Source organism: Bdellovibrio sp. HCB185ZH, from assembly GCF_047302455.1.
Classification (GTDB): domain Bacteria; phylum Bdellovibrionota; class Bdellovibrionia; order Bdellovibrionales; family Bdellovibrionaceae; genus Bdellovibrio.
The window spans coordinates 1511833-1530919 of the sequence record NZ_CP178624.1 but is presented as its reverse complement, the minus strand read 5'-3'; the positions used below and the strand labels follow the sequence as shown (position 1 = coordinate 1530919).

Annotated in this window: 18 protein-coding genes; 12 read left to right on the top strand and 6 right to left on the bottom strand. The window is 45.9% G+C overall.

What is annotated here, in order from left to right; genetic code table 11:
• Positions 1-6: 6 nt before the first annotated feature.
• The 4 genes from ACLSU7_RS07450 to ACLSU7_RS07435 all read right to left on the bottom strand — a co-directional run bounded on the left by ACLSU7_RS07450 (position 7) and on the right by ACLSU7_RS07435 (position 2056).
• On the bottom strand, positions 7-495 hold the full coding sequence (locus tag ACLSU7_RS07450; protein ID WP_413294928.1) for a DUF222 domain-containing protein: 489 nt from the start codon (positions 493-495) through the stop codon (positions 7-9).
• A 293-nt stretch (positions 496-788) separates the two neighbouring features.
• Positions 789-1148, bottom strand: a complete 360-nt coding sequence (locus ACLSU7_RS07445; protein WP_413294927.1) for a hypothetical protein — start codon at positions 1146-1148, stop codon at positions 789-791.
• Positions 1149-1292: 144 nt separating this feature from the next.
• Positions 1293-1706, bottom strand: a complete 414-nt coding sequence (locus ACLSU7_RS07440; RefSeq protein WP_413294926.1) for a hypothetical protein — start codon at positions 1704-1706, stop codon at positions 1293-1295.
• A gap of 83 nt (positions 1707-1789) precedes the next feature.
• Complete coding sequence (locus tag ACLSU7_RS07435) at positions 1790-2056, bottom strand: hypothetical protein (protein WP_413294925.1); 267 nt, start codon at positions 2054-2056, stop codon at positions 1790-1792.
• A gap of 273 nt (positions 2057-2329) precedes the next feature.
• On the opposite strand from ACLSU7_RS07435, the gene ACLSU7_RS07430 reads away from it, so the two are divergent.
• Positions 2330-4738, top strand: a complete 2409-nt coding sequence (locus ACLSU7_RS07430) for a response regulator (protein WP_413294924.1) — start codon at positions 2330-2332, stop codon at positions 4736-4738.
• Positions 4739-4749: 11 nt separating this feature from the next.
• On the top strand, positions 4750-5442 hold the full coding sequence (locus tag ACLSU7_RS07425) for a response regulator (protein ID WP_413294923.1): 693 nt from the start codon (positions 4750-4752) through the stop codon (positions 5440-5442).
• Between the two features lie 98 nt (positions 5443-5540).
• On the opposite strand, the gene ACLSU7_RS07420 is transcribed toward ACLSU7_RS07425, so the two are convergent.
• Positions 5541-6980 carry a murein L,D-transpeptidase catalytic domain family protein gene (locus ACLSU7_RS07420; protein WP_413294922.1) on the bottom strand — a complete coding sequence of 480 codons (1440 nt, stop codon included), beginning with the start codon at positions 6978-6980 and terminating at the stop codon, positions 5541-5543.
• 212 nt (positions 6981-7192) lie between these two features.
• On the opposite strand from ACLSU7_RS07420, the gene ACLSU7_RS07415 reads away from it, so the two are divergent.
• The 8 genes from ACLSU7_RS07415 (at position 7193) to ACLSU7_RS07380 (ending at position 14470) form a co-directional block, all read left to right on the top strand.
• A complete protein-coding gene (locus ACLSU7_RS07415; RefSeq protein ID WP_413294921.1) occupies positions 7193-8044 on the top strand; it encodes a DUF6279 family lipoprotein in 852 nt (283 codons plus the stop codon).
• Positions 8045-8121: 77 nt separating this feature from the next.
• Positions 8122-8667 carry a hypothetical protein gene (locus tag ACLSU7_RS07410; RefSeq protein WP_413294920.1) on the top strand — a complete coding sequence of 182 codons (546 nt, stop codon included), beginning with the start codon at positions 8122-8124 and terminating at the stop codon, positions 8665-8667.
• 178 nt (positions 8668-8845) lie between these two features.
• On the top strand, positions 8846-9184 hold the full coding sequence (locus ACLSU7_RS07405; RefSeq protein ID WP_142699252.1) for an RNA recognition motif domain-containing protein: 339 nt from the start codon (positions 8846-8848) through the stop codon (positions 9182-9184).
• 147 nt (positions 9185-9331) lie between these two features.
• Complete coding sequence (locus tag ACLSU7_RS07400) at positions 9332-9556, top strand: hypothetical protein (RefSeq protein ID WP_413294919.1); 225 nt, start codon at positions 9332-9334, stop codon at positions 9554-9556.
• A 47-nt stretch (positions 9557-9603) separates the two neighbouring features.
• Entirely contained in the window at positions 9604-10842 is a 1239-nt protein-coding gene (locus tag ACLSU7_RS07395; protein ID WP_413294918.1) for an MFS transporter, read from the top strand.
• 96 nt (positions 10843-10938) lie between these two features.
• Positions 10939-12243, top strand: a complete 1305-nt coding sequence (locus ACLSU7_RS07390; protein WP_413294917.1) for a cytochrome ubiquinol oxidase subunit I — start codon at positions 10939-10941, stop codon at positions 12241-12243.
• Between the two features lies 1 nt (position 12244).
• Positions 12245-13285: a cytochrome d ubiquinol oxidase subunit II gene (locus ACLSU7_RS07385; RefSeq protein ID WP_413294916.1), complete on the top strand. Its 1041-nt coding sequence runs from the start codon at positions 12245-12247 to the stop codon at positions 13283-13285.
• Positions 13286-13360: 75 nt separating this feature from the next.
• Positions 13361-14470, top strand: a complete 1110-nt coding sequence (locus tag ACLSU7_RS07380; RefSeq protein WP_413294915.1) for a 2-methylaconitate cis-trans isomerase PrpF family protein — start codon at positions 13361-13363, stop codon at positions 14468-14470.
• On the opposite strand, the gene ACLSU7_RS07375 is transcribed toward ACLSU7_RS07380, so the two are convergent.
• The gene (locus tag ACLSU7_RS07375; protein WP_413294914.1) at positions 14463-15221 is read right to left on the bottom strand and encodes an alpha/beta fold hydrolase; all 759 of its coding nucleotides are present in this window, start codon (positions 15219-15221) and stop codon (positions 14463-14465) included. The genes ACLSU7_RS07380 and ACLSU7_RS07375 overlap by 8 nt on opposite strands.
• A gap of 307 nt (positions 15222-15528) precedes the next feature.
• Between ACLSU7_RS07375 and ACLSU7_RS07370 the strand changes: the two genes are divergently transcribed.
• Both ACLSU7_RS07370 and ACLSU7_RS07365 read left to right on the top strand, forming a co-directional pair.
• Positions 15529-16980, top strand: a complete 1452-nt coding sequence (locus ACLSU7_RS07370; protein WP_413294913.1) for a lytic transglycosylase domain-containing protein — start codon at positions 15529-15531, stop codon at positions 16978-16980.
• A gap of 394 nt (positions 16981-17374) precedes the next feature.
• Positions 17375-19087, top strand: a complete 1713-nt coding sequence (locus ACLSU7_RS07365) for a methyl-accepting chemotaxis protein (RefSeq protein WP_413294912.1) — start codon at positions 17375-17377, stop codon at positions 19085-19087.

Sequence of the window (19087 nt, the reverse complement as noted above, 5' to 3'; positions counted from 1 at the left end):
ATAATGTTAATTCAATTCGAACACTCTCATCCGCTTGGACAGAATGAGAAGAAGTCTGCAGAACTGGTAAGTCAAAGAATGCCGCAATTTGCTGCTGCGATTGAAAGTGATTTTTGTGCAAAGAGTTTCAAGAAGCTGTGACTTCTCTTTCGCGGTTACTGTTCTGTCTTGGGATTTTGAAATGACGCGTGATGCTTTTTGAATTAGTGAAATTTGATTCAATTTAATTTCACCAGTTTGAATTTTGTCAGCCACGTGAGGAATTTCACGCATCAAGCGTGCTGCGTCGATTCTTCTTTGGGCACTACCTTCAGAGTAACCCACGCCATTGACCAGATAATCAAACAGACTGGGGAAACCCAGTTCCAGAAAAGTACGACGACTGTCAATCTCCTGAATTGTTAGCAAGATCTCATGCAACAGCTCACGCTCCTTTTGCGCCAGAGTTTTAATTCTCTGATCCAGCTCCAGTTTATTTAACGTTTTCAGATTCATACGATTCTCCTCAAGTTGAAAGCAAAATAACACATGTTTTCGAAGTGACTTCTTCACGCACGGGCTAACACTCCGCGAATTCTTTTTGTAATAGCTTTATAGGCTCTACAGGTGCTTCATTTTCAAATTTCCTTTTTATTTCAAAAATTAGGGCGATCGTTCGTTGTCGCTAATTCATGAGCGCAAGATTTTACGTCAAATATTTTTTCTTAATATTTTGTATTTTTAATCATTGGAAAATTTAAAGGATTAAATGAATGACGAGAGTGAAAAGTCTGATTTGGGATTTGGGATTAGTTAGAGAAGAAGAAAAGAAGAGGGGAAGAGAAAAGAAATGAAGAGGGGAAGAGGGGAAGAGGGGAAGAGAAGAAGAGAAGAAGAGAAGAAGATAAGAAGGGAAGAGAAGAGAAGGCATGGGGAATAGGAACAAGATGTGAATATCCGCAACCTTGAAAAGTAGCAATTGTTACCGCCATCGTGGCGGTGGTAGAGCGACGAGAAGTGGAAGGAAGGAAGGAAGGAAGGAAGGAAGGAAGGAAGGAAGGAAGGAAGGAGAAGGAGAAGGAGAAGGAGAAGGAGAAGATAGTAGGGATCAAACGCGAGCAGACAAGAAAAATTGTAGAGGCCAATTCTTCACAATGAAAAATAACCATTACCGCCACCGTGGCGGTAGTCGGATCATCATGTAAAAGGCAAAATCCATGAGGGTGCAAACTGAGTCAGGCTTTCAGCGAATGAAAGATATAAAGTTGAACAAAAGGAACTTGAAGCCTATCGAACGCCCATCCGCGAACGCATCAATGCGATCGGCGAGTTTTTTTCTTTAAGCCGTGGGAGGCCAAGTACTCGTCCGTTTTCGCTTCGACTTCTTCGATGCCGCCGGGTGTATTCTTAAACGAAGAACCCAGTTCTCCACGCGGGCTGTCTTCAGAGCTGCGATCGGGGATTCCGCGCAACGAAGAATCCAGAGCATCCGCTGCGAGATTCATCTGTTCGAGCACATCAATTTCTCCGCGCATAAAATCGGAGGGAAGATCTTCCAGTGTATCGAAAGTACGGTCGGTGTTTTTCATGGCTTTTTTAAGATCTTTAACTTCCACTTTGGAAGTTTGATCTTTATCGACCAGAATTTCGTTTTCGTCGGTGTGATTGTTTGTCGCTTCACCTGGGTGAAGACCAGAAAATGAGGGGTTCGCATTGGGAGTAGCCATGATGACCTCCTGAAATGTTGCTACGCCCTCATTATAGTACAATGAGTGAAGTTCTAAATTTGTTTAACAGCAAGGCGAAAGAGCTAAACGTCCTTGGCCATGTGAGTGGCTTCAAGATTTGCATCCCAATCCACAGTCAGCCCGATCAAAGGCCGTTCCTGCATAACGGTACTGCCTTTAAGGACATCAGAGAAATAAACGGCTTCTTCCTGGATGATAGTAATCAGCTGGCTGTAATAGAGCGGAGCCAGCTCGTGTCCACATTCCGAGCAGACGAACAATCCTTGGTCATGTTTACCGTGAACAGTGTCGCAGTGGTGGCAGCGGCGAAAGTGTCTATTGTTTTCCATATACGTTCCTCATTAGTAGTAAGTCTAGGATAGGTCGCATTAACTAGACCCACAAGACGTCGTCTCAATAAAACCGTTAATCTTTTAAACAAGTGTTCCAGTTATGAGAATCCAAACACTTAGCTTGGGGTCTAGATCACCCTTGAGACACTTCACTTCCCGGATTGATACACCGATTAGAAATACATGAAATCTGTGTCTTTATTTAAAACCCTCGTCTCCCGTTTTGGGGTGGAGCTCTGCCTGCTGGTGCTGGTAGTGGTGGGTTATTCTATGTTTCAAGAACACCATTCGTTGCAGAAAGCTTTGCTGCCAACGGAGTCGGTGAATTCTTTGCAGAACATAGCCGGAATTTTAAATGATGTAGATCGGGCCAAGAAAGAATATTTCCAGGACAGTACTCCCGAAAAACTTTCAGCCTTTAATCTTCAAGTAAATAAAATCAATGAGGAATTAACGAAGCTTTATAAATCCGTGAATGGTCGCTATGAACTGCAAATGCAGGTCTATCAGCTGAATCAGAATCTGCACAAACAGTTTGAAACTGCGACGATGGAAATCAAACAAAACCACACGGCCCGAAAGCCTTCCAACACCGAAGACTTTAATCAGCAAAAAGTTTTAGAGATGTTGCAATCCCATCGCAAAGCCCAACAGGACTTCGTGCAGATTGGCGAATACAACTTTTTAAGAAGTGAATTGCTGTTTGCGATCATGGGAATGTTTGGTTTGGTCATTATGCTAAGCCGCTACTGGCAGTACAACGATCTGCGTGAACAGCGTGAGATCGCGACTAGCCTGCAAACGCGCTCACTGCTGCTAGATACCATCCTGGGGAGTATGAGTGAGGGCATGATCGTGGTGAACAGCCAAGGTCACTTTACCCAGTACAACGCTGCTGCACAAAGGATCGTCGGAACCAAAGTCAAAGAAGTCGGAACTGAAACCGGTGCCCGTGAGTTGGGTTTCCACGACGAAAATCAAAAACTCCTTTCCGCCAAAGAGCTGCCATTTCATCGAGCGCTTTATGGCGTGGAGGTCGATGAGCTTGAGCTCTTCGTACAAAATGCCACTCATCCCGAGGGCACATTTATTCTGTTAAGCAGTCGCTCGATCAAAGATATCGATGGCGGTATTTCAGGAGCTCTGGTGGTCTTCCGCGATATCAGTCGCAGAAAACAGGTTGAGCTGGAATATGCGAAAGCCCGCGAGCTGGCAGTAGAAGCCTCTCTCAAGAAATCAGACTTCCTCGCAGCCATGAGCCACGAGATCCGCACGCCGATGAATGGTGTGATCGGGATGAGTACGCTTCTTGCGGATACTCCACTGCAACCAGAGCAAAAAGAATACGTGGGAACCATCAAACGTTCTGCGGAATCTTTATTGATGCTTATTAATGATATTTTGGATTATTCAAAAATCGAGGCGGGCAAGATCAGTTTGGATCCACAGCCGTTTGATTTAAGTTTCCTGACTCGTGATGTGGTCGAGATGTTCCGTCCGACTGTGAACGAGAAAAATCTTGAGATGGAATTTAATATCTCCCAACGTGCACATATGTATTTCCGAGGAGACCAGGGACGTATTCGTCAGATCCTGGTGAACCTGATGGGAAATGCAGTGAAGTTCACCAGCCAGGGCACGGTCGGGTTGGATGTCTCGGTGCTGGATTCCGCTACGGGTCCATCGCTTTTAAAATTCCAGATTCGCGATACGGGATTGGGGTTGCGTGAAGATGAACGCAAAGCCCTTTTCCAAAAATACTTCCAGGCCACGGCCGGGAAAAAATTCGGTGGTACGGGCTTGGGTCTTTCTATTTGTAAGCAGCTTGTGGATCTGATGGGGGGCCAAATGGGCGTGGAAAGTACGTTCGGTCTGGGTTCCACATTCTGGTTCACGTTGCAGCTTCCAGTGTGTAGTGCTGATGAAGTTCCAAAGGCTACGACTGACAACAATTTTACGGCACTTTTCAGTGGTCACATCCTGGTGGCGGAAGACCAAGTGGTCAATCAGCGCGTGGCTCAAAGTTATTTACAAAAGATGGGACTGCAAGTGGACATTGCACCCAACGGTCGGGTAGCGGTCGAGATGGCGCGCTCTGGAAAATACGATTTGATCTTTATGGACTGTCAAATGCCGGTATTAAACGGATTTGATGCCACAAAACGCATTCGCGAGGAAGAGCGCACCCGGAATACGGGACGCCATATTCCTATTGTCGCTCTGACAGCAGAGGGAACTATCGCTGACAAAGCCCCGTACATGAATGCCGGAATGGATGACTATTTATCGAAGCCCATTGAGCTTCCACGCTTGGTGGAAACTTTGCAGAAATACGTTAAAGTCGGGGAGGCCGCAGTGATTGACATGGCCGCTCTTCAAAAACTGCAGAAATACGCAACGAAAGATAACGATCTCGTCGCGGCGTTAGTTGAAGAGTTTGAAAAATCTGCTCCAGAATTGATCCTGGCAATGAGAACACCTGACTTCAGCGAAGCAGCCCATGCTTTGAAGTCGACGGCTGCCACTCTGGGAGCAAAAACCTTGGCAGAACTGTGCCAAAAGCTTGAAGCAGAGACAAATCCGGAGCACATTAACAAGTGGGTCGCGCAAATTGAAACGGAATATGTTCGCAGTTTGCAGGATCTTAAAAATTACATCGGCGACAAAGGGGCTGCCTAAGGAAGGTAATTATGGCCAATATACTTATCGTAGATGATCAAAAAAGTATTCTGATGACTCTTGAAGCATTACTTAGCTCCGACGGACACTCTGTCGTACAAGCCACGAATGCTATCGATGCCGTTCATCATCTGACACAAGAAAAATTCGACTTGGTTATTACCGATGCTATCATGCCGGGTGGCAGCGATGGTTATGCTTTGACACGCACGATTCGCAAACAACCTCAATTGGTTAAGTTGCCCATCATCCTGCTAACAGGTAAGCGTGAAAAAAGCGACGTGGAAAAAGGTTTGGAAGCTGGCGTAAACGACTACATCATCAAACCCATTGATCCCGACATGTTGCTAGCAAAAGTGCGCACCATCGTTTCTGCAGATGCAAATCAAGGTGCTGCCTTCAGTGAGGCCGCCGTATCAATCAAGGCCGAGTGGGAAATCAAAAATGAAATCGTCGGTGTTTCGGAATTAGGATTTACCCTGCACTCGTCAGTGCCGATGCCCATTGGAAAAATCCTAAGAATCAAAAGCACCATCTTTAACGAAATCGGTATCGATCCCGTCGCCATCCGTATCGATTCCTGCGAAGACCTAAACCCCATCGAAAACGCCTGGAAAATCCATGGCCATTTCGTAGGCATAGCAGAAAAAGAACTAACGCCACTGCGCCTCTACATCCGTTCCAAACTAAGCAAAGCCAGCTAAAAGCTGGCCCCCAAAAACTAGTGCGGGGCTGTTGACCTAATATGTCGTCAACAACCCCGGCTTTAAAAATCCAATTTCAAATGTCTAATTTCCAGATACTACTTGCACATTGGAAGTGACTTAACCATAGAGCGGATCGAAGTCAGCTGGTTGTATTTACCACCTGGCTTAAGAACGGACCAATAAACACCGGATTTGATTGCAATCGCACCTTTGTTTTTGATCTGTTTCGCCATGATACCAACACCACAGTGAAGATTGATGTACGGATCCAAAATAGTTTTCTTTGGAGACGTAGAGCTCAAGTTTTTATCTTTTGACCAGTCAAATTTACACCATTTGTTCCACTGAGTGTCTTGGTAAGACAACTGCAATAGACCTTCAGAGTAAACTGGCTTTTTAGTAACGCCATCAGTACCCATTGTTGTTTCATGCATACGAGAAAGTGGGTTGTAACCGCTTTCGTAACGAGCCATTGCTACGAACAATTGAGCCCATACGTTTGCACGTTGATCGTCGTTAAGCTTTGAGTACTTTGGGCAGAAATCTGCCATGTCGCTTGCACCTTTAAGCAAAGAGTTCCACTCGCCTTTAACCAAAGTTTGCAAATACTGAGACCATTGTTTGCGCTCTGGTTTAGAAGAACTTTCCCATGCTAGGGGAGCCATTGTGTAACCTGGAGCCGGCGTTGGTGATGGTGCCGGAGTCGGTTCAACAGGTGTTGGTGACGGAGTCGGAGTTGGCTCTGGATTTGTTGGAGCCGGAAGTCCTGTACCACCTTTATCAAGTACCGCGTAGATCAAAGATCCACCTTTAAGTGCGTTGATAACTTGAGTACGGATGCTCATGTCAACAGCTGGGCAACCCCATGAACGACCTTGGATCACTGATTTTTCCTGAACATAAGAAGCACCATGGATCACGATAGCACGTGAACGGGCGTTCGAGTTAGTTGAAGACAGACCATCCAAGCGAAGGGAAAGACCGTGGCTGCCAGAATAAGTTTCCGCAGTACGATAGAAGCCCAATGAAGACTTATTGGAACCTGAAGAGTTCGAGAACGAAGTCGCGAAACCGTCGTGATTCGGGTCAGAGTTTTTACCGTGAGCTACGTGAATTGGCCAAACTCCACCGGAGTTCAAGTCAACGATATAGAAGCGCGGTGTTTTAGAACTTTGTGAGAAGTTGATGATAGAGATATAGTTTTGATTTTTGAAAGATGATTTATTTTTTTCAAAGTAAATCAAAGCATCAATCAAAGGTTGAGTCGGAACGATGTTGGTAGGGTCAACATGGTCGTACTTCATCAAAATTGTTTCTTTATCGTAAGCAGAGATCGAAAGATCTGGGGAAGCCATGGTTCTCAGCATGGGCTCGACTGCTGGAGTGGTAACTACTTGCTCTTCAGAAGGATCATCTGGAAGAGTCGGTTCAGTTTGGGCGTTTGCATTAGCTGCGATACCCAGGGTTAATAAAGTGGCTGCGAATAAAAGCGTGGCTCTAGAACGTACAGAAGAATTTTGCTTTTTAACAAGCATCGTTTCCTCCTGTGCGGAATTACACATTCATGTGCGTTCACAAAGACTAGCCGAGAATATTACGGTGCGGAAAAATACATTACGGAACACATAAAAATAGGACCAAGATCCCCCAGTTATATCGCGAATCACTCACATAATCCTCAACAGAAGGCCTGTGTATTTATGACTGTCGTCTGGGAATCAGCGCGGAAAATACCTAATCTGGGTTCATGAAAATAAAAATCTGGAAGCTATTTGCGGTATCGATTTTTTTGATTTGCGGTGGGTGCGGAAGCTCAAGTCCCTTTATGGATGCGTTTTTGGGCGGTATGTCCGTCACCAAGGTCGAGAGCTATTTCGATTTGGATCAAAAACAGGAAAAGGAATTTGAGAAGAATCTCCAGCAAGATCTCGCGCGCTTAAAGCAAGAGCAGATGCAAAAGTTCGCAGACTCCATTCGGGAAATTGATCACCGTATTCCCACTGAGAAAGTGAATTCTGAAATTCTGGCGGAAACTTTCGATGTGTTGGAAAAAGAGTACGACCGCTCAGCTAGTTACTTTAAAAACTCCGCTTGGAAAATGGTTTCTTCTTTAAGAGAGGAACAGTTTCTATATTTTGAAAAGAAAGTCCGAAAGGAAATCGCTCTCTCGAGAGAGCAGGCTGTGGAAAGCAAAAACGAAGAGCTCCTGCAAAGATTCCGTAAGCAGATCACATACTGGGTGGGACCAACCAGCATTCACCAGAATCAGGCGATTCAGCACTTCATTGCGAATGAACCTTTTCCCTGGAAAGAACGCATCGACAATCGCGAAAGTATTTTGAATAACTTTATGGCACAACGTAAAGATCCGGCAAAGCTTCGTGCAGTGACGGAAAAGTTCATGGAGGATTACGATTCTCTGCGCACTCCTGAATATGCACAGGCGATGCAAAACTATGAAGGGAAGCTTAAGATTTTCCTGAACAAGTTTTGGAGTACGTTAAGTTATGAACAAAAGCAGGCCATGCAAGCCAGCCTTAATAAACAGGCATTAGAGCTGGATCGCATGGCTTCAACTCAATCAGACATCTTTAAATAAATTCCAGACTGGGCCTTCGGGGTCCAGAGTTGCATGTGTTCTTGCAGGGTCTCTATAATAGGGACTCGGAGGAATACATGAATTTACTTTTACTGGCCGCTTTGTTGGCACTGACCGCTTGTACGACATCGCCAACAAAACCGACACCTTCAAAAACTCCTCCGATGGCAACCGAAATTGGACAAGAGAGCAGTCCCATTGATCCGGTCGCCATCCAAAGAGCTCTTCATCTGGATCGCAATGTTGAACAACTCGGTGTGGAAGAGAAGAGTTTCAACTCTTGCGAAATGGGCTACGGATATTCACGCAACAAAGACTGTCGAACCATGTACATGACCGTACTGAATGTCCGCCTTTTGTGTCGTGATACTGAAGGCACAATTTCGACAGTGCTCACGGAATCAGATGTCACACCTATCGCAGGACAAACCATTCGTTGGAGTCTTAAAAACATTCAAGGGGAGTATCAAACCGACGGTTTAGGGTATGGTCAGATCGTCGCTTTATCGCCAAGGTCCCAAAAGCGGGAAAGGGTCCGCTTGTCCTACAAAAATGAGTTCTTATACATGCGGGCAAATGAAATCACGAAAGTCATCACCCCAAGACCGTGGTGTTCCATGTGATGCATGGTGTCAATATACACAAAAAACCACTTTTTGAACTTTTTTTTGGTTTAGTGCTTCGGTTTTCATGAATTATAGTTTAGCTATTAACAGAATAACAGGTCTCTCTTTGAGTTCGAGGCAATTATGCCATCTCCTCAACAGTGGGCTACCAAATGCCATTTTAGGAGGTATTAAAATGGGTAAAAAAATCTACGTAGGAAATCTTTCTTACCAACTAGACGAACAAACTCTTGCAGACGCTTTTGCTGAATTCGGTAACGTTGAATCTGCACGTATCGTAACTGATCGTGAAACAGGCCGTAGCAAAGGTTTCGCATTCGTAGAAATGTCTACTGATGATGAAGCTGCTACAGCAATCGCTAAATTGAACGGCGCTGAACTTTCTGGCCGTGCAATGAACGTTTCTGAAGCAAAACCAATGGCTCCTCGTGAGAACCGTGGTGGCGGCTTCGGTGGCGGCCGTGGCGGCGGCGGACGTGGTGGTTTCGGCGGTGGTAACCGCGGTCCTCGCTAGTTCCTAGCTGACTAATTAAGTCTTCAAACCCTTGGTCTTGTACCAAGGGTTTTTTTTTGCCCAAAATCAAGATCCTCCTCCTTGAGTTCAATTCCTGAAAGTTTCAACCTGATAGAGACGGATTTTATCCTGTCGAGTGAGGTGTTTATGATGGATATCGAACCGGAAATTCGCAAAGAACAAAGAAGAATTCGCGAGCAAAGATTTGCGGATGAAGATGAGGGTCCCGAAGAAGTCGAAGGGATGACGGAACGACCTCATAGAACCCATGAGTTGGAATCCAGTCCCTTGAAGGTCTTTTCCGGCATCGTCGGAATCTGTCTGGCTTCAGGGTTACTTATCGGAGCCATTATCTGGATCTTCTTTGTCTGATAATGCGAATTGCGCAGGAAGGGGAGTGGGCGTATGTATAGTCACCTATGCAACCGTCCTCGGCCCTTTCTGATTTTAAAAAGCTTATCTCTGCAAGATTTCTCTTTACCTTAGCTGTGCAAATGCAGGCAGTGGTTGTTGGGTGGAGGATTTACGAACTCACTCAAGACCCCTTGTCTTTGGGTTTCATGGGCCTTGCTGAAGCGATTCCAGCTCTGGGCTTAGCATTGTATGCGGGTTATGTCGTCGATAAATCTCGTCCCATCAAAGTGTATCGCTGGGTGCTTGAAGGCAGTTTGATTTCTGCGGGAATTTTACTGGTGGCAGGTTTTTATGGCGCGCGCTGGTCGGATCACTGGCAGATCGTGGCCCTTTATTTATCGTCGATTTTTTCGGGCGCGGCTCGCGCATTTTCGCAGCCATCTATGTATGCCATTCTTCCTAAAATGACCAAGCGAGAAGGTTTATCCAAAGCCCTGGCGTGGATGAGTACCGCAATGCAAACGGCGCGCGTAACCGGACCCGCATTGGGCGGTTTGATTTTTGGTTTCTTGGGATTAGAAGTGGCGTACTCGGTGATCTTTGTTCTTTTGATTGGTGCTTTGTTTGCAACTTACCGAATTCAAATGCAGATCGAAGCCCCCGCGAGCACCGGAGAATCCCGTGCGATGGTTGAAGAATTAAAATCGGGTGTGCGCTATGTGTTTGGTCATCCGATTTTATTGCCGGCACTTTCACTCGACATGATTTCAGTGTTGTTCGGGGGAGTGTCCGCCTTGTTGCCGATTTATGCCAAAGAAATTTTAGCAGTAGGACCTCGCGGACTTGGTATTTTGCGTGCAGCACCCGCGGTTGGTGCGATGGTGATGGGATTTATTCTGACTCGATTCGCGATTCGAAAAAATGCAGGCAAATATTTACTTACCGCGGTTTTTGGATTCGGTTTAAGCATTTTGGTTTTTGCCGTCAGCAAGAATTTTTACCTGTCTTTGTTTGCGTTGGGCTTTAGCGGAATTTTTGACAGTGTCAGTGTCGTGGTTAGAAGTACTGCTGTGCAGTTGGCTTCTCCAGATCACATGCGGGGTCGCATATCATCTGTTAATTCGATGTTCATTGGTTCTTCCAATGAAGTGGGTGAGTTCGAATCGGGTGTCGCGGCAAAGTTTCTTGGTACGGTCCCCGCAGCGTGCTTCGGTGCAGTGATGTGTTTGCTCACCGTGAGCGTGATTGCGTGGAGCTCGCCCACACTCCGAAACATGGATATGGATAAGGTCACACCGTATTAAGTGACGGCAACATAGGGTTGCACTTTTCACATTCGTATTTTCAATAACAAATTCTAGGTCCATACTCAGCCCGAACGTGGAGTGAGGATTTCAAGTATGGACGATCTACTTGCCGCACGCTCAACGATGGCTTTCTCGTTGGGCTTTCATATTATTTTCGCCGCTATTGGCATGGTCATGCCTTTCTTTATGGCGGTGGCCCATTTTCTTTATCTTAAAAAAAATCGAAAAGAAGATTTAGAACTTACTAAATTGTGGATGAAGGGCGTCGCCATACTTTTTGCGGTGGGCGCGGTTTCTGGGACTGTGCTGTCTTTTGAGTTAGGTTTGTTATGGCCCGGCTTCATGAAACATGCGGGAGCAATCATCGGTATGCCTTTTTCTTGGGAAGGCACAGCTTTTTTCCTGGAAGCGATTGCCATTGGACTTTACCTTTACGGTTGGAATCGAATGAATCGCTGGGTGCATTGGACGGCCGGCTTGATCGTGGGAATTTCCGGATTTGCCTCTGGAGTTTTCGTGGTTGCAGCGAACAGTTGGATGAATTCACCAGCGGGTTTTGAATGGGTGAACGGTCAGGCCGTCAACATCGATCCTGTGGCGGCAATGTTTAATCGCGCATGGCTTCACCAAACACTTCATATGCAGGTCGCAGCAATACAGGCGGTGGGGTTTGCCGTAGCGGGTATGCACGCCTTCCTTTTGCTGAAAAGAAAAAATTCAGTCTTGCACTTGCGCGCATTAAAGATCGCAATGGTTTTCGCTACGGTGGCATCATTGATTCAACCGCTTGTGGGTCACTTCGCGGCTCAGAAAGTCGCCGAATATCAACCTGCCAAATTAGCAGCAATGGAAGCTCACTTCCACACTGAGGCGCGCGCGTCTCTGATAATCGGTGGCATCCCTGATGTGAAAACTGGCGAGGTGCGCGGGGCGATTAAACTTCCAGGTGTCCTCAGCTTTTTGGCTTTTAATGATTTTAATGCCACGGTTAAAGGCCTTTATGATTTTCCTCGTGAGGAATGGCCACCAGTCATGGTCACTCACTTTGCTTTTCAAATTATGGTGGGCTTAGGGTCACTTATGATCGTCTTAGGTCTCTTGTATGTATACCTGATACGGAAAAAAGTTTTGCCAGACTGGTTTTTAAGAATTTTGATTGGGGCCGCTCCGCTGGGATTTATCGCGATTGAAGCGGGATGGGTCGTTACAGAGGTGGGACGACAGCCATGGATTATTTATGGAATTATGAAAACCAAGGATGCTGTAACTCCTATGCCGGGCGTCCAGTTTCATTTCTATCTGTTTCTTGTTCTATATTTGTTTTTGTCGTTTGTGACAGCTTGGTTGTTCCGTCGCCAACTTCAGGTGGCCGAAGGTAATATGAAAAAGGAGGCATAAGGTGATTGAGATTCTTTTATTCTTTATCGCGGCGTCCATTCTTTTATATGTGATTTTAGGTGGCGCCGATTATGGTGCAGGTATTTTGGAACTTCTGCCACTTCCGGAATTGCAAACGAAACAGCGCTCGGTAGTGAATGAAGCTATGGGACCGGTTTGGGAAGCCAATCATATGTGGCTGATTCTGATCGTGGTGATTTTGTTCATGGGTTTTCCCCCAATATTCACGATGGTCATGATCCATCTGCATATTCCAGTTGTTGCATTGCTGGTGGGGATTGTGGCACGGGGAACGGCGTTTACGTTTCGCCATTACGATGCGATTCATGACGTAAAATCCCAACGGGTTTATTCTTTGATTTTCAGTCTTTCCAGTTTGTGGACGACTTTCTGGCTGGGAATTTTGGCTGGAAGCTTGTGGCAAGGACGTTTAAATCCGAAAGCTAAGGACTTTATTGGCGCCTATATCGCACCCTGGTCGGGATTGGTGCCCATGACTATGGGATGTTTCACAGTTTGTATCTGTGCGTTTTTGGCGGCCGTGTATTTAGTGGGAGAGACGAAAGATCCCGAATTAAAAAGATATTTTTGGAAAAGGGGATTTGCTTTCAATGTAGCAGTGATTTTCTCCGGGGGACTGGTCTTTGCGGCTGCATATTGGGAGCAAAGTGCGTTTTTAACGGCATTTCTTAGTCACCCTTTATCCATATCCTGCGTGGTCATCGCGACTTTGTTGTTTTTTGTCCTTTGGCAGTTGTTAAAACGCAATCAACCTGTGTTGGTTCGCCTAACCGCTGCTACGCAAGTGGCATTGATCATTTTGGGCTGGTTTTTTGCGATTGCTCCGGCGGCCCTGATAACACTCCAAGGACCCTTGTCATTTTACGAAGCTGCAGCGCCTGAGGCAACGCTACGGCAGTTAACCTATGCCTTGTGCGTGGGCAGCGTACTTATTTTCCCAAGCCTCTTTTACCTTTTAAAAGTTTTTAAACTTTCAGGCAAAAGTTTGCAGGGCGACTCCACAGAGAACGATGGCAAATAATACGACGAGCTTCATACATGCCTCCTTCTAACAGCCCCAAGACTACGCCGTTGGTTTTTTAAGACAAATGGGTTTATGATGTTTAATAACATGACTTCATATCGCGCACTCTACATGAGAGGTGGCACAAGCCGTGCCTTGATCTTCAACGAAACCGATTTGCCAGCAGATCGCAAAACCTGGGACGCATTGTTTTTACGCGCCTTGGGAAGCCCGGACAGTTACGGGCGCCAATTGGATGGAATGGGTGGAGGTATTTCTTCGCTCAGTAAAGTGGCTATTGTGCGTTCCTCCAAGCATCCGGATGCGGATGTCGATTACACTTTTGCTCAGGTGTCTGTCACTGAAGCCAAAGTGGATTACAAAGGAAATTGCGGCAATATCAGCTCTGCAATCGGTCCCTTTGCCGTCATGCAGGGATTGTGCAAAGTCACAGGTGATGAAGCCTGTGTGCGCATCTTTAATACCAATACTCAAAAGATCATTCATTCCTATTTCCCTGTGAAAAACTCGCAACCGGAGTTCGCAGGCAAATTCGAAATTCCGGGAGTGTCTGGAACGGGTGCTCCGATTCGTCTGGAATTTCAAGAACCGGGTGGAGCCTCGACCGGAAAACTTTTACCGACCGGCAAAATCTGCGAGACATTGCAGGTTCAAGGAGTGGGACCGATTGAAGTTTCTATGGTTGATGCAGCCAATGCCTGCGTTTTTGTAAGAGCGCAGGATGTGGGCATGACGGGTAAAGAAATGCCGATTGAACTTGAACAAGCCAAGGACTTATTAAAGAGACTTGATTTGATTCGCCGTCACGCCTCGGTGGCGATGGGGATCTCCAAAGATCTTGAGGATGCGAAAAACTATATCGCGATTCCCTATATTGGAATCATCAGTGCTGCCGCAAACGAAAATATGGATTTCGAAATGCGCGTGATTGCAAGCGGTCAACCGCACAAGGCTTTACCGTTGACGGTGTCTTTGTGTTCTTCGGTGACGGCGAAACTTCCGGGGAGTCTGATCCACGAGGCGGTTCAAGGTCGTCGCCTGAAAGAGGTCCGTATCGGGATGCCTTCGGGAATCTTGCAGCTGGATGCTGAAGTCGAAAATAAAAACGGCCACTGGAGTGTTCGCAGTGGCAGTTTCTATAGAACCGCTCGTCCTTTATTTCAGGGCGAGGTCTTTATTTAGATTTTTTAACCGGCATCAATTCCGCGGCCGCTAAAATGGCGGCTGCAACTTCGACGGGTTTTGAAATCATCGGAACGTGACTTGAGGGCAGACTGAGTGTCTTGGCGTTCATACGTTTAGCGAAATCCCGCTGGGCATCTGGTTGAATCATAAAATCATTTTCAGCGACAATATAGGCGCTCGGAACAGTTTTCCACGCGGCTGTCGTTAGTTTGGTCGTAAAGATCCCGGCGTAAGTAGGACCTTGAGTTGAATGCATAATACCTTGCTGTTCTTCGCCGACATCTTGGGCAAAATAGTCTTTCATTCCTTTTTCAGACAAAGTCGCGAAACCAAATTTATCAATAACCAGTTCGCCAAATCCTGGCGGGATTGGATAGCTCGCCACTGATTCTTGAACAGTTTGATTTTCATCTGGTGCAAATGCCGCGACATAAACCAAGCCCCCGACGTTCGCATGATTTCCCACCTGAGTTATGACCGCTCCACCATAGGAGTGCCCGACCAAGAGGGCTTTTTCGTTTAAATTATCCAAAGCCCGGGTTGTGGCAGCGATATCGTCTGCCATGGAAGTCAGCGGATTTTGGACGGCGATCACTTTATGTCCCGCCGATCTAAGTGCAGGAATGATTTTTTCCCATGAAGAACCGTCAGCGAAAGCGCCGTGAACCAGGACGATGGTTTTTGCGGAAGCGGGAAGGGCTAATCCCAGCAACATAATGGTTGTGGTCATCAGTGTCATGAGTTTCATAGTTTTCTCCTTTGAAACAGTCCATCACTTTGCCGTTGGCAAATGAAGGGCTTGGAAAAAGAAACAATGAGACCTTGTTTGACAGAGGATAATCGTACGGCGAGTAACTGCGGCCTTTTGTTAAATTGTTCCTTCTCTCGCAGCCATCTCAGATATGAAGGGGAGTCCAGTTGTTTCAAATTGAGAAAAGTCGAGCTGGCCCTGAATGAAACCTGGATCTACAATTTCCAGAACATTATCGTTATATTTTTTTTAAATATACTCAAACTGGGCCACGGAAAATCGGGCAAAAATCCGATAAGTTTATATGCGCAAACTAGTTCTTATCTCATTCGTATTTTTAGCAGCCTGTGCCTCGAAATCCCGTCAACCAACGGCGGTGACGGAAGTGGTGCAAACTCCGCCTCCCGCAGGTGCATTGACTTTGGATCAAGCCTTGGCTCAAGGCCAAGATGCGACCATCGAATATTTAAAGTCACAGCTGAAGGCACAACCTTATGGCAGCTTGGATGCAAGAGATCCCGCAGCGGACATGGCAACATCTGTCAGAGCAGAGCGCGTTAAAAATGACAATCCCGATAAAAAGCAGCAATCCGCTTTTCTTAAAAAGTTTCGCGGTTGGAGTTCTAAGAAACGTGTGAACCACGGTGAAGAACTGGTCGCAGATTTCAATTGCGATAAAGCTCTTGAAAGTCAGGCCCTGGGTTATTCCCTTGAGTTGGATTTCCCGGAGCAAGCTGCGCGTGACACGTCTAAGTCGCTTCATGAAAAAGTTTTGACGTGCGATAACATTTCCAAAACAGAGAGCGTTTTCCGTTTGGCGGTCTTCGCGATCCAACAAAACGAATGTCCTCGCGCGGTCGAGTATCTTGATAAGTATCCGGCTCCGATGGAGCGTGGTATGCGTGACCGTCAGGCCTATCTGAAAAGCTTCTGTGCGGTGACTGCGGAAAGCAAACAGGCAAATCCGTTGGGCGGCTATGGTATTCTGGTAAGTACTTTCCAATCTCCTGCGACACCTTCACAGTGGTATTTGGGAGTGGAGAGTGGCGACCCGGAATGGGATCGCTTGCTTGCTTCTATGGTTCAATTGACTCAAGACGAGCGCCCAGAGACCGTTCAGTATCTTGCAGGGAAAATGAATTTGGAAAAGTTCCGTTCATTGCCACAATCGTTTCAAACGTCCATGTTGGTTTTGATGAGTGCTAATGGAGCTGACTTGTCAGTATTCCAGGCTCTGCATAAGTACCTGGCAGACCATCCAGATTCCTTGACCACTTCGGTGGCGAATCTTCTTTTCCCAATTCGTTATTGGAAAGAGATCGTTGAAAACAGCAAGAGTGCTGATCCGATCCTGGTGAAAGCCCTTATTCGTCAAGAGAGCGCCTTTAATAAGGCGGCTCGCAGCCGCGCTCGTGCTGCAGGACTGATGCAGTTGATTTATCCGACAGCGAAGCACTTTGGCGTTAAAAAGCCTGTGCAGCTTTTAAATCCGGAGACCAACATCCATGCGGGGTCTGAATTCCTGGCGCAACTGATCGCTGATTTTGGTTCTGTGGAATTGGCTCTGGCTGCTTACAACGCAGGACCTGCGATGGTACGTCAGTGGCAAAAGCGCTATCCGACAGAGAACATCGATCTTTTCGTAGAGATGATACCTTATACCGAGACGCGCGAGTATGTTCGCTTGGTAAAAAGAAACTATAAGATCTATCAATCTATTTTAGTGAAACCTCAAATTTTAGGTTCGAATCACTAGAAATCCTTCCTTCATAATTTCGGTTACTCTAAGTGACTTAGGAAAAGCAGACATCTACTGTCTGCTTTTTTTTATTTTCGAGACACCAACATTGCAAAACCTGGTTAAGGCACTTTTACGAGAATCTATTTTTGAGAAAAATATAAACTTAATTAAGTATATAACGATAAATGTCGTATAGTTTATGTATCCCGTAAGCGGTACGTAGATGTGAGTAATATCGGGAGTTTATTCAAGTCTTGATGTTCAAGATTACCTGAGCTCAATCAAAGAAATTTGTTTAGACTCGGACTGAGGCATCAAAATTAAGTTTCCGATAATATAGAACAAAAGTTCATACCTCATATTTTTTATACCGAAATAGGGTACAGCGATATTTATAAGGAGAGAATAAATGTCAACTGCACGTCTTATTGAAACAGCAGCGAATGAAACAGATGAAGTGAGTCAGTTAAGGCAAACCCTTGAGGCCCTTCATAAGGTGCAAGCCATCATCGAATTCAATCTTGATGGTACGATTGTCACAGCAAATGAAAACTTCTTAAAAACCTTGGGATATTCTCTCGAGGAGATTCATGAGCAGCATCACTCGATGTTCTGTGACGGGGAATACTCTCGCAGTATCGAATATAAAAAGTTCTGGCAGGCTTTGGCTAGGGGTGAATTTGCGACGGGTGAATTCAAGCGTGTCACTAAAGACGGTCGCGCCGTGTGGATCAATGCCTCTTATAATCCGGTATTCAACAGTGAAGGTAAACCTTATAAAGTCGTCAAATTCGCGACAGACGTCACTGCTGCGAAAATGAAAAGTGCCGAGGATGAAGGAAAGATTTCTGCGATCAGTAAAGCCCAGGCTGTGATCGAATTTAATCTTGATGGAACTATCATTACTGCCAACGAAAACTTTTTAAAAACCTTGGGTTACAGTCTTTCTGAAATTCAAGGGAAACACCACCGTATGTTCTGTGATGCGGACCTGGCTCGTTCTACAGAATATGAAAACTTTTGGAAAAAACTGAACCGCGGAGAGTTCGATTCCGGCCGTTACATGCGTAAGGGCTCAGGCAATCGCACTATCTGGATTCAAGCAACTTATAATCCTATTATGGATGCCAGTGGCAAACCCTATAAAGTCGTAAAATTTGCTTCAGACATCACTGAGCAATATGAGCTTGAGCAATCAATCAAACGTAAAGCCGAAGACGATCAAAAGAAAGTCGATCAGCTATTGACGGTTGTAAATCGTGCCGCAGCTGGTGATTTAAGCACTCAAATTACTGTCGAAGGTACAGATGCACTTGGACAATTGGCAGCTGGAATCGCTACGATGATGCGTGACCTTCGCAGTGTCATTGGCAAAGTGGTTTCTTCAGCTAATGACTTTGGTACCTCTTCTAAATCCATTGCAGATCAATCCAATAACGTGGCCGGCGGTGCCCACAGTCTGGGAGCCACAGTTGAAGAAATGAATGCCTCGATTGAGGAATTCACAGCTTCGATTGCTTCCATTGCGGATAACACGAAAAAAGCCAACGAACTGGCTAAAGTCACTCATAAAGAAGCGGAAACGGGCAGCCAATCGATTGCCAAATCAATTGAAGCCATGGACCTTATTAATAAGTCGTCTGAAGACATTAGCGAGATCATTAAAGTGATCAGCGAAATAGCAAGCCAAACAAATTTGTTAGCCTTCAATGCGGCGATTGAAGCCGCCCGTGCCGGTGAGCATGGTCTGGGATTCTCGGTTGTGGCGGATGAAGTTCGTAAACTTGCCGAGCGTTCATCTCAAGCAACTAAAGAGATCTCGAAACTGATTAACGAATCCGTGAAACGTGTTGAGCAGGGCAGTGCGATTTCTAAACAAGCTGGTGAAGCATTTAATAAAATCGTCTCTGGCATCGAGAAAACGACTCAGTCTATTGCCGAGGTGAATGTGGCGGCAGAAGAGCAATCTGAATCTGCTAAAGGCATCAGTCAGGCGATTCAATATATTGCCAACGAGGCGACAAGATCAGCCCAGGCATCAGAGAATATTGCCACAGCAACGAAATCTTTGGTTAATGGTGCGGATGAACTGAACAAAACAGTTTCTAGATTCGTGGTTTAA